General features: G+C 47.8%; 10 protein-coding genes. 2 read left to right on the top strand and 8 right to left on the bottom strand.

What is annotated here, in order from left to right:
• The first annotated feature begins 216 nt into the window (after nt 1-216).
• Nucleotides 217-1449, top strand: coding sequence for a hypothetical protein (locus VIC_RS12875; protein WP_006960357.1), 1233 nt, complete (start codon nt 217-219; stop codon nt 1447-1449).
• A gap of 42 nt (nt 1450-1491) precedes the next feature.
• Here the strand turns inward: VIC_RS12875 and copI are convergent, their stop codons facing one another.
• From copI to VIC_RS12905, 6 genes are all read right to left on the bottom strand, one after another.
• Nucleotides 1492-2037: a copper-resistant cuproprotein CopI gene (gene copI / locus VIC_RS12880; RefSeq protein WP_019275418.1), complete on the bottom strand. Its 546-nt coding sequence runs from the start codon at nt 2035-2037 to the stop codon at nt 1492-1494.
• 62 nt (nt 2038-2099) lie between these two features.
• A complete protein-coding gene (locus tag VIC_RS12885; RefSeq protein ID WP_006960362.1) occupies nt 2100-5228 on the bottom strand; it encodes an efflux RND transporter permease subunit in 3129 nt (1042 codons plus the stop codon).
• A gap of 2 nt (nt 5229-5230) precedes the next feature.
• A complete protein-coding gene (locus VIC_RS12890; RefSeq protein ID WP_006960364.1) occupies nt 5231-6937 on the bottom strand; it encodes an efflux RND transporter periplasmic adaptor subunit in 1707 nt (568 codons plus the stop codon).
• Between the two features lie 10 nt (nt 6938-6947).
• Nucleotides 6948-8339 (bottom strand): TolC family protein, encoded by a 1392-nt coding sequence (locus tag VIC_RS12895; RefSeq protein ID WP_006960366.1) that lies wholly within the window; start codon nt 8337-8339, stop codon nt 6948-6950.
• Between the two features lie 51 nt (nt 8340-8390).
• Nucleotides 8391-8768 carry a hypothetical protein gene (locus tag VIC_RS12900; protein ID WP_006960368.1) on the bottom strand — a complete coding sequence of 126 codons (378 nt, stop codon included), beginning with the start codon at nt 8766-8768 and terminating at the stop codon, nt 8391-8393.
• 68 nt (nt 8769-8836) lie between these two features.
• Entirely contained in the window at nt 8837-9274 is a 438-nt protein-coding gene (locus tag VIC_RS12905; RefSeq protein WP_006960370.1) for an acyl-CoA thioesterase, read from the bottom strand.
• A 170-nt stretch (nt 9275-9444) separates the two neighbouring features.
• On the opposite strand from VIC_RS12905, the gene VIC_RS12910 reads away from it, so the two are divergent.
• Nucleotides 9445-10209, top strand: a complete 765-nt coding sequence (locus tag VIC_RS12910) for a ferredoxin--NADP reductase (RefSeq protein WP_006960372.1) — start codon at nt 9445-9447, stop codon at nt 10207-10209.
• 3 nt (nt 10210-10212) lie between these two features.
• Here VIC_RS12910 and VIC_RS12915 read toward each other — a convergent pair whose 3' ends face one another.
• The gene (locus VIC_RS12915; protein ID WP_006960374.1) at nt 10213-10548 is read right to left on the bottom strand and encodes a hypothetical protein; all 336 of its coding nucleotides are present in this window, start codon (nt 10546-10548) and stop codon (nt 10213-10215) included.
• A 131-nt stretch (nt 10549-10679) separates the two neighbouring features.
• On the bottom strand, nt 10680-12050 hold the full coding sequence (locus tag VIC_RS12920; protein WP_006960376.1) for a YjiH family protein: 1371 nt from the start codon (nt 12048-12050) through the stop codon (nt 10680-10682).
• Between the last annotated feature and the right edge of the window lie 228 nt (nt 12051-12278).

The following is a 12278-nucleotide window of genomic DNA, read 5'->3' on the forward strand; positions in this document are numbered from 1 at the left end:
AGCTTGGGGGCTATAAAACGCAAAAAGCGAATAATCCACTGCCATTCACTTTTTGTTTTGCCACGTGTCTAAGATACGTGGCTTTTTCTTTATTTACTTCTTTTGATTTTTTAGAAAACCCCTTTGACCTACTTAAAGGTTAATCATTGTTAACTATTAATGATTACTCCGTTTTGTCTCTATGCTCGGAAGATCAACTTTGAACAGAGTTAAAGTATGTCTACCCCCTCCTCGTTTACGATATTACGCCGAGCGTCTCTTTTCTTTATCACCACTTTGAGCCTGATAACGTGGCCATCTGCTTGGGCGGCGTGTCCGGCCGGCAGTCGGGTTGGAGATGCGAATTGGCAGTTTGATATCAGCCGGTATGACCAACGATTTCCGCTGAGCATCGAATGGGCAAAGGCTGGAGTCAGAGGGGGGATCCCGTGTTTTGAACCTGAACGAGTGGTTGCGAAGATAACGCCTAAGGATGATATTCAAACGGCAATTGATAAAGTAGCAAGTGCTGGCGGAGGAACAGTAATACTGGAAGAGGGTGTTTATCTGCTGGATACAACGGTGGAGATGCGCTCAAACGTAGTATTGCGCGGCAGCAGCAAAATAGAGACACAAGTTCTGGTAACCATGCGTAATACTTGGCAAGGCTATGGTACAGATAGATTTGCTTTCCAATTCTCGGATGTTTCTGGGGCGGGTTTGGAGAACATGACGATTCAGCTTGCGGTTGACGGATTTGAGCCTCTAGATAGAAACAATTTCGATGAGCCTCATGTTGAATCTGCGTGGCCATTTACCAATGACGTCAAAGTGGCTCGAACCGGAGACAAAAACCAACCTGTATCAGATCCAAACCTCTATGTCGGCTTGGTTAAGTTTTCTGAAAAGAGTCATGATTCTTGGGTACAAGATACCCGCATGTTGGAAGCAGGGACGAATCCCATCTTTGCAGCTAGCGATACCTCACACCTGACATTTCGCGGTAATGATATCTACCGCTGCTACAACAAGGGAATCAATGGTCACTGTTATTACGATATACGCGGCCAGTACATTTTAGTGACGAACGAGAGGGTGCGAAAAATTCGCCATGTTACTCTGCATCAGCAAGCCAAATACAATGTGGTTTATGACAATCACCTTGAAGTGGATGTAAACTTTCACAATGGTGACGGTGGGAAAAATTTAGTTGAAAACAACCTGATTCAGTTACCGTGGAGCCATCATTGGCCTTTGATTGCGACTGGGGAGTTGGGCAAGCATCAAGCTCCGGGAGCTGAGAATCTGATTTACCGTAACAACGTGGCACATCTAAGAGAAGGAAAGAATAATATTCCCAATTCCGAAAAAGTTTATACGTTAGCGGGCTTTGATGAGGTTATCGCGTTACCGAGTCACCTACAGCAACCCAAAGCTGGCACTTTATATCCGATGAAGCACTTTGACTGACATCATACGGCCTGCCAGCAACAGCTGGCAGGCTGGGGTGCGTTACAATACTGCTGATTTGACCATGCCAGCTTCCGCGTGTCCTGGGATGTTGCAGGCAAACTCAACGTTGTTGTCACCATGGAAATGCCACAGTAACTGTTTGGCTTTGCCCGGAGCAACCGTCACTGTACTGCCAGAATCATGAGCGTGGTTGCCCATTTTCTTCATCATCTCACGGTGCTTGAGTTGCTCTTGTGCTGAGCCTATTGAAAACTCATGGTCGATTTTCCCTTTGTTCATAACCACAAATTGGACTACGTCATTCGGTTCTATATCCACCTCTTTTTTGAATGTAATGCTCATATCATCGTCTAGGATCACGTGGACCACTTTGTCCGGTTTAGCACCTTTGGCAGGCATACCGACATCGGACATCTCGTCCATGTTCATTTGTGAGTGGTCCATCCCCTTCATATCGCCCATCATTTTCGAATGGTCCATACCTTCCATATTCATTTTGGAATGATCCATGGATGAGTGATCCATTTGAGCGAGAATTTGAGTGCTAGCCAGAGTCAGTGCAAGTGCCAGAATTGTTTTTTTCATCATTGTTTCCTTAAGTAGTAGGGTGCCCCGAAGCACTGAGCTACGGGGACATGGTTCTATGGTTATGAGTGACGTGAGATTTCTCTTTGTTTCCACAATTTGAAAATGGCCGGTAGTACCAGAAGCGTGAGTAGCAGCGCCGATGCCATTCCACCAATCATAGGGGCGGCGATTCGTTGCATGACTTCAGAGCCCGTACCTTCGCCGTACATGATTGGCACAAGACCTATGATGACGGTCAGAACTGTCATCATCACAGGTCGAACTCTGAGACCTGCGCCGTCTCGTATCGCCATCGACAGATCATCGGAAGTAATGGCGTGATTCTGCTCTTGGGCATCCAGCTTTTTGTAGTGCCAGGCTTGGTTGAGATACACCAGCATGATGACGCCAATTTCGACGGCGACACCCGCGAGGGCAATAAAGCCGACCCCAACGGCAATCGAGAAGTTATAGCCGAGGTAATGCATCAGCCATAAGCCACCCACCATGGCGAGAGGGAGAGTCATCATAATGACCAGCACTTCGCCAATGCGACGGAAGCTGAAGTAAAGCAGCAGCATAATGATCGCCAGCGTAATCGGTACCACGACACTTAAGCGCTCTTTCGCGCGTTCCATATATTCATACTGACCTGACCAAGCCAGAGAATAGCCAGCGGGCAGATTGAGCTGATCAGCCACGACTTGTTGTGCTTCGGCAACGTACGAACCGAGATCTCGTCCATCGATATCAACGAATACCCAGCCATTAGGGCGAGCGTTTTCTGTTTTGATCATCGGTGGGCCGTCTTCGTAACGAATATCAGCAACATCAGCCAGTGCGATACGAGCGCCATTTGGAGTAACCAGAGGTAGGTTCTGTAGTTTCACCACTGAATCACGGTAGTCCTGCGGGTATCGAACATTAATCGGATAGCGTTCCAGCCCTTCTATAGTTTCCCCAACGTTCATGCCTCCCACCGCAGTGGAAATCACGCGTTGCACATCTTTTATATTGAGGCCGTAGCGAGCGGCAGAGCGACGCTTAATATCGATAGTGACGTATCGTCCTCCAGCGACACGCTCAGCATAAACAGACGCCGTACCATTGACCTGATTGAGAATAGGCTCCAGTTCTGCCCCGATTTGTTCAATGACGTTAAGGTCAGGGCCTGCAATTTTGATCCCAATAGGCGTTTTAATGCCAGTTGCCAGCATGTCGATGCGGGTCTTGATTGGCATGACCCACGCATTGGTTAGCCCGGGGAACTGCACGAGATCGTCAAACTCTTTGCGCAGCGATTCGGTGGTTACGCCTTCACGCCATTGTTCGCGAGGTTTCAGCTGTATGACGGTTTCAATCATGGTCAGTGGTGCTGGGTCGGTTGCGGTTTCGGCTCGTCCGATTTTCCCCCATACCGTCTCAACCTCAGGGACGCTCTTAATCAACTTATTGGTTTGCTGTAACAGCTCGCGTGCTTTACCAATTGAGATGCCCGGATAGGTGGTCGGCATGTACATCAAATCACCCTCATCGAGTGGAGGAATGAATTCGCTGCCAAGCTTACTGGTTGGATAGTAAGCCGATGCCATAAGTCCCATCGCAATGACGATCATGGTTTTAGGGTAGTTCAGGCTCAGGTTGAGCAAGGGTTTGTAAAGCGAGACTAACCCTTTGTTGACTGGGTTTTTGTGTTCTGGGAGCACTTTGCCACGAATGAAATAGCCCATCAGAACAGGCACTAGCGTAATCGCTAAGCCAGCGGAGGCTGCCATGGCGTAGGTTTTGGTAAATGCCAGTGGTGAGAACATTTTCCCTTCCTGACCTTCCAAAGCAAACACAGGAACAAAGCTCAACGTGATGATTAGCAGAGAAAAGAACAGCGGTGCGCCGACTTCCTCTGCAGCCTTGCCAATGACTTGCCAGCGATTCTTATCGGTGAGTGGAGTGCGTTCAATGTGCTTGTGAACGTTTTCTATCATCACGATTGCGCCATCGACCATGGCTCCAATGGCGATGGCAATACCGCCCAATGACATGATGTTGGCGTTAATCCCTTGCCAGTGCATGATCACAAACGCAGTCAGAATACCCACCGGTAAGCTCAAAGCGATTACCAGAGATGAGCGGATATGGAACAGGAACAAAGCACAGACAATCGCAACCACGATGAACTCTTCAGCCAGTTTCTTCCATAAGTTTTCTACCGCAGAGTCGATCAGCGTAGAGCGGTCATACGTTGGTACGATTTCGACTCCCTCAGGCAAGCTGCGTTGCAGCTCGGTCAGTTTGGCTTTGGTTTTGGCGATCACTTCACTGGCATTTTCTCCGAAGCGCATCACGATCACGCCACCAACTGTTTCCCCTTCACCGTTGAGCTCAGAAATGCCACGACGCATTTGTGGGCCAAGGTTAATATCCGCGACATCACCCAACAGAAGCGGGGTGCCTTTTTCGGTTACCTTGAGTGGCAGTGAGCGGATATCTTCGATGCTAGTCAGGTAGCCCGTGGTGCGCACCATGTGTTCAGCTTCGGCGACCTCAATCACGGAGGCACCTGTCTCCTGGTTGCCGTTTTGAATCGCGTTGTTGACTTGCTGTAATGTCAGGTTGTAAGCACGCAGTTTGGCGGGGTCAATCTGTACCTGATATTGTTTGACCATGCCACCTACAGTGGCAACTTCCGATACTCCATCAACGGTTTGCAGTTCGTACTTGAGGAACCAATCCTGCAAGCTGCGTAGCTGGGCTAAATCGTGTTGCCCGGTTTTATCCTGAAGAACATAGCTGTAAACCCAACCAACCCCAGTGGCATCAGGCCCCAGCGTTGGTTTGGCATTCGAAGGCAGGTTTGGTGCGACTTGGCTGAGATACTCCAGCACGCGCGAGCGGGCCCAGTACATATCGGTGTCATCATTAAAGATGATGTAGACATAGGAGTCCCCAAAGAAAGAGTATCCCCTGACGGTTTCTGCACCGGGTACAGCCAACATGGCAGTGGTTAATGGATAAGTGACCTGATCCTCGACCACCTGAGGTGCTTGACCCGGATAGCTGGTTTTGATGATAACCTGAACATCCGATAAGTCAGGAATTGCGTCTACAGGCGTATTCTTTACACTGTAAAGGCCAGCCAAAACAATAGCTAAGGTGGCAATCAATACTAGGAGTCTATTACTGATTGACCAACGGATAATTGCATTGATCATCGTTAGCCCTCATCCGTTACCAATTGCTTGAGCAGGTAATCTGCACCTTGTCGTTCAACTAGAAATCGAACGCGCTGACCTTCCTCAAAACCTGATAGATCCACTTCATCGCCAACGGAGAAGTTCATCTCACCGGCTTGCCAGTTCCACTCCGCGACAGGGAGGTGGTTTAAGGTGATCATGCCAAAGTCGGCCATCAGCATAGAAATATCGCCTTGCAACCAAAGCTCGCCAGCAACAACAGAGTCATCCACTTTGTAGTCGACGATTTCGTACTGGCCAGACTCGGTTTTTTGCATTTCAAACTCTATGCTTTGACCTGTTGTGAATGCACTCGCATCGACTTCTTTAGCAAGAGTAAAATTCATCACCATGCCCGGCCAATCCCATTCTGGTACTGGCTGGTGGTTGATCGTCAACATGCCATGATCAGCCATGACATCGGTGATCTCTCCCTTAGCCCAAACGGTCTCCTCATCTGGCTCAACACCATTAATGCGCGCAAGGTCGGCAGACTGGCTGGATTCGGAATCGAGCATAAAGTGTGCGGAAGTCACCACTTGATCGTCTTGGGTTAAGCCCTGCAAAACTTCAACCCGATCTCCGGCTTCGCGGCCTGTTTCGATGCGAGCAGAACGATATTTGCCTTCACCTTCTGACAGCACAATGCGAGCCATGCCGCCTGAGCGTATCACCGCAGATTTAGGAATAGTCAGTACCGACTCTTCACTTACAGGTTGAAGAGCAATGTTGGCGAACATATTGGGCTTGAGTTCGCCATCTGGGTTAGGGAATTTAAGTCTGACGCGCAGAGTACGAGTATTAGGATCAAGAATCGGGTAGACGTAGTCGACCTTACCCTGCCATTCGTTGCCCGGAATAGCATCCAATGTCATCGAAGCTTCACTGCCAGCTTTAATCCATTGCGCCTGACGCTCGAACACTTCTGCATCTACCCAAACATTGTTCAGCGGGCCAGCGCTGATCACAGCTTGCGCGGGTGACAAATACCCCCCTTCGCGAATGCTTAAACTTGCAATCACACCGTTAGCCGGTGCCTTTATTTCTATCGTTTGTGACGCTTTACCGCGTTTTAGAATCGCCTTAATCTGTGCACGGTCTACACCTAGTGTCACGAGTCGTTCAGTGGCTCCTTTGACTAAGCCGGTTCGACCGGTTCGAGAGGCATTAAGTAACTCTTCCTGCGCTTTCACCAACTCAGGTGAATAGAGCGTAAACAGCACATCGCCTCTGTTGACTTTTTCACCGATCGCATTGATGAACAGTTTTTCAACCCAACCCGCGACGCGTACGTTGGTTTGCCACAGCTGGCTTTCATCAAACGCGATGTAACCGACCGTTTCAATGCGAGGCGAGAGAGGTTCTAGGGTTACGGGTTCGGACTTGACGCCGAGGTTGTTTTCTACCGAAGGATCAATCGTAATGGTTCCGGGTTTATCTTGCTCTCCCGCCATGTCTTCGGCGTAAACTGGAATTAAGTCCATGCCCATTGGTGACTTACCGGGCTTATCTCGCTTGTAGTTCGGGTCCATCGGAGCAACCCAGTAGAGAGGTTCAGCAGAATCAGAAGAACCAGACTCAGCCTTGGCGTCCATTCCCATGCTAGATCCGGCTAGGAAATGATTAGCGGAATAGCCCAGCGCGCCTCCTACCAACAGAGCGATAGCAGCGATTTGTAATGTTTTCATGTCAGATACCTTATTCTTGTTCGCCTTGAGCCAAAGTGACTGGCTCAACTTGATAATCAAAACCGTCCAGTAGGGCAGCTAAGTTGCTGTTCACAATGTTTAAATCTGCAATCAGACGTTGCTGTTCGAGTTGCAGAGCAAGTTCATCGGCAGAGGCCGTAATGACATCGTTAAACTGAGACGTGTTGTTCTGATAACCTCGCTCAACCGCGCGAATTCGTGCGTTGGCCTGAGGAAGAAGGGTGGACTGATACCGTTCTAGTCGTTGGGCTAAATTGGTTCGGTCGACAAGTAAGGCGTTGACTTTGGCATTCATCTGAGCGAGTAACGTGTCTTTCTGGGACTTGGCCGCGCCGACCTGATACTGGGCCGCAGCGAGATTTCTGTCCTGACGGTTTCCCGTGAACAGAGGAATGTCCATGGTCAGATAGGCACTAACTAAGTCTGATGCAGGTTCTCCCATCATACCGTTGGCCTGACGGTAGGCATACATGACTTCAACGCCAAACTGAGGTTGGTAAGCCTGCTGTGCAATTTCAACCTGAGTTTCGGAAGTGGATATGGTTTGGCTGGCCATTTGTACCATTGGGTGCAGGCTGAGCTGCTGATAATACTCGGAGCTTGCTAGGTTCTCGTTCAGCTGTTGGTCGAGCTTGATCCAGTTAAGCTGATTGGATGCGCTGACGTTCTGAATCTGTTCAGACCAATTGGCTCCCAACCATTCGGAAAGCTGGGCCATCAAGCGCTGTTGCATCTGCTGATTAGCCTGAAGCTTCTCATCCAGTTTGCTCACTTGAAGCTGAGCATTGAGCAGATCCTGAGCTTCACTTTTACCAATCGAATAGTTGGTCTGAATGAAGCTTTCCATTTCTTTGAGCAAACGACGGTTTTCCAGCATGATGGTTTTCGCCTGCTGCTGGTAACCGAGTTCAAGCCAGAGTTGGGTCATGCTGTTAATGACATCCAGTTCTCGGGCATCAATTTGTAAACCGACGCCATCCGCTTGTTGATTGCTTTTCTTTTGTTGTAACTCCAGTGTCGAACCACGCTCAAATTGTTGCATCAATCCGACGGAAATGTTCGTCATCGGATCTTCGTCGAATTTGAAGCTGTCTACAGGTAGGCCACCGAAGCCAACTTTGATTTTGGGGTCCATTAGCGTGGCACTGGCAACGCCGGTCTCGCGCAAAGCTTGTGACTGAGCAAAATATTGCTTTCGATTGCTGTCGTTATTGAGTGCCATGCTGATCAATTGTGATAGCACGGCTTGCGGCTGGTGAGTCTGCTCTTGCAAGTTGCTTGCTGATACAGGCGCAAACCAGACCGCGGCGCTGACAGAAAGCGCCAGAATCCTTGGTTTGATTTTCACTTTATTGTCCGTTTCCGAGTGCCTGACAGGCACGAAAAACCATCTCCCAAAGCAATAGGCTGGGAGTCGATAACAGAGAACGGATTACGCTATCGGAGGGCGATAGAGTGAGCTTAAACGGGTAATGACCTGACCTTGGACATCTGAATGGATCAGAGCCAACTGAGTCGAGATTAGTAGAGGTTTATCAATTCGGGGAATGGGGGCGAAAACCGTTGCGCACATCATGCTACAACAGTTATGAACCATCTCTTCGCTGGTTTCACAATGATCTGAAGGGATTGAAGAATCTGTCAGCGCTGGGCTCATGTTCATTGCCATGCCACAGTGAGCCTGCTTGCTACCGGAATCGCTGAGCATTTCGAACGTCATTAGGGTTTCGCTAGTAGCAAAACTGGATACCAACATGGCGCTCATGCTGATAAATAGAATCCAGTATTTACGAATCGAAGGGAAGCCCATACGTAACCTAAAATGACTATAACCCGGCTAGCATAAAGCTTCCCCTAGGGGGAAGGTCAAGCGGTGTATTAGGATTCTGCCGTCGCTTCTAAATTTAAAATGGACTGTTTGATTTGCTCAGGTAAGTTTGCTTTGCAATTGTTTTTAAAATCAAACATCACACAGGTGGCGCGCCCTACGGTACTGACTTTACCTACTTTCTTGCTCACAACCTGATACTCCATAGTGAATCTGTCTTCCTGAATGTCGACGACTTTAGACCCTATCATCAGAGTGTCTGGATAGGTGATGGGCATTTTATAGCGGCAGCTTGTTTCGCCCAATACTGGGCCGATATGGCTTTGGCTTAGGTTGACGAGAAGATTGATGTGCTCAAAGTAGTCGAGCCTTGCGGTTTCAAAGTAGCGAAAGTAAACCACATTATTGACGTGTTGGAGAGCATCCATTTCACCCCAAGCGACCGGAATTTCTGTGATGACCGGAAAGTCTTTCAGTAACGATTCCATGCGTGTTCCTTGCATTGGTTTTTAAAAGAGCTTTTATTCTAATGCTGAATCAAGTGGTTTTGTGAAAATGTTATCAAAATGTGATCTTTAATGACTAAGTAAAGGCCCGTCTTTACTTATAAAGATCAGAGGAGTAGGTTTTAAAGAGGTAACCTGATGGAGGATCTGCAATGACCGCACCCGATGGTTTTAATCTCGCCAAAGTAGATAAGCGCACTGACTGGACGTCAGAGCTATTCAGTTTACGTCTTACTGGCGCGCCTCTCACCTTTAAAGCGGGCCAATTTACTAAACTGGCCCTGTATGACGACGATGGTCAATTGATCAGCCGAGCGTATTCAGTCGTCAACGCACCACTCAACAGCAGTGATATGCTGGAATTTCTGATTGTTTCGAACCCTGAAGGCAAACTGACGCCAAAACTGCAGCACTTGAAAGAGGGAGACTCGGTATACGTAGGCGCTGCCGCTTACGGTGATTTGATTTTGAGTTCTATTCCTAAATCGACTCAGGACTTATGGTTGCTTTCAACGGGGACGGGTATTGGTCCTTTCCTATCGCTACTCGATGACATTAACGTTCGCCCCGGATATGAAAAAATTGTTTTAGTCCATGGCGTTAGGCATGAGAAAGACTTGGTCTACCGCTACTTGATTGAGCAGTTAGTTGACCAATATGAAGGTCGCCTGAGTTATGTGCCTGTTGTATCGAGAGAGCAGCACCCAAATACGCTATATGGCCGCATTCCTCAGCTGTTGGATCAACGTGAGATTCAAGAAAGAGCACAGGCAGAGCTCACTCAGGAGAACAGTTTTGTCATGCTGTGCGGAAACCCAGAAATGATCAAAGAGACCACCAAGACTCTGCAAGGGTTTGGGTTAGAAAAATTCCGTCGAGCGACGGGAGGCAACATCACCTTTGAGCGCTATTGGTAGGGCTCAATTATCGTAGGGAACTTGTTTGAGTTTCCACATTTCAACTGTGTGCTTGGTTTTATCACATAATCCAAGCAGGATTTGATATTTAGGATCGTAAGGTTCGCCAATGTAAGTTGTCCTGATCAACTCATTGGTTTTTAAATCCACTTGAGTGACAACCCGACCTTTAAAGTTTTGGAAGATCACAAACTGCTTGCTTTCATACACCATCTGCTCGCGATAAAACCAAAAGTTGTCAGCAGTATGGAGTAGGCGACATTTCAAAGGCAAAGAGCTCGCATCGACTGTTGGTGCGGGCGTTGTCAGCAATAGCACGTGCAAAAGTAAAGGGCTCATCTCTCCCTCCTTTACCACCTCTCAAATTAACTTAAGTATAGGTAAGAGACTTTATTTTGCTGATCTAGGTTGGCAGGTAAAACAAAGGCCCTGAAAGGGCCTTTGAAAAAAGATTGATTTGCAACCTGAGATTAGAAAATCAGATGAGCAATACCGGCAATTACAGGCAGTGTGATTAAGGTACGTAGAATGAAGATGGCAAACAGTTCAAAGATGTTCACTGGGATACGGCTGCCAAGTAACAGCGCACCAACTTCAGACATGTAAATCAGCTGAGTGACAGACATAGCAGCGATGACGAAACGTGTCATTTCGTTATCAATAGACGACGCTAGAATCGCTGGAATAAACATATCAGCAAAACCAACCACGATAGTTTCAGAGGCCGCTGCCGCTTCTGGGATGCCTAATAGCTCAAGGAATGGGATGAACGGTTGACCCAGGAAGCTAAACACCGATGTGTACTCAGCAATCACCAGAGCAATTGTACCTAGGCCCATTACTACAGGTAGCACGCCAAATACCATGTCTACCGCGTTACGCACGCCTTCACCAAAGACATCTTTAAATGATTTCACTTGGCTCGCTTTCGCCAGTGCCAGCTCCATACCCCAAGACACGCTTGTATGGCCTGCAGGAATAGCATCGGCATCTTTTGCTGGCTTAGTGCCATCGATGAAAGCGTCTTTCTTCATGCTTAGAGGAGGCAAGCGAGGAATGATGATCGCTGCCACAATACCCGCCAGACAGATTGCACCGTAGAAAGGTAAGAACAAGTGTTCCAGTTCAACCTGAGCAAGAACGACTAAGCTGAACGTGATGGATACCGCTGAGAATGTGGTACCCACGACAGCCGCTTCGCGCTGTGTGTAGAATTTGTTTTCGTATTGCTTGCTGGTCAGCAGGATACCGACTGAGCCATCGCCAAGCCAAGAAGCCATACAGTCGATAGCACTACGACCTGGTAAGTTAAATACAGGGCGCATCACTTTACTTAGCAGCGTGCCAAACAGCTCTAGCAAACCAAAGTTAAGTAACAGTGGGAGCAGTAGACCCGCAAATATAAATACCGAGAATAGCGTTGGTAACAAACCTTCTAGTACTAGGCCGCCAGTATTTTCTTCCCATACGGCTTCAGGGCCGACTTGGAAGAAGGTCATCGCAACAGCAAGACCACCAATAACACGCACTGCCAGCCAAAGAGGGCTTGGGTTAAACAGGCTGTTTAAAAATGGGTTGTTAGCAATAAATGCAGGGTTCTTAATACGGCATAACAATGATGTTGCCGCCATAAACAAGATGATAGACGTGACCATGCCTACTAGGTGATCACCAAATACAGCTTGGATGGATTTTGCCAGTACAGCGACTGGAATGGTGATATCACCGTCATAGCTAATCGGCGCCATGAAAAGAAACAGACCCAGTAAAGAAGGGATAAAGAACATCCAAAAGTTGCCTTTACCTTTCGTCTGTTTGATAGATTGAGCGTTATTCTGCATTACAATTCTCGTGTTACTACTAGTCAATATGATAGGCCAATCCACCTGGCATATATATTCACTATACATCTGCATTTAATCATCGGGCGCAAGCCTACTGTCTTTCGAATACCTTTGCAATACTATTCAATAAAAACCGCTAAATATTCACGATTAAATGTGCTATTTTCGTTCAATGGTGGATTTTTGTTTTGCTGATGTTAATTTGATTGAAATTATGTTGCAACC

This window comes from Vibrio coralliilyticus ATCC BAA-450, assembly GCF_000176135.1.
In the GTDB taxonomy this organism is placed as follows: domain Bacteria; phylum Pseudomonadota; class Gammaproteobacteria; order Enterobacterales; family Vibrionaceae; genus Vibrio; species Vibrio coralliilyticus.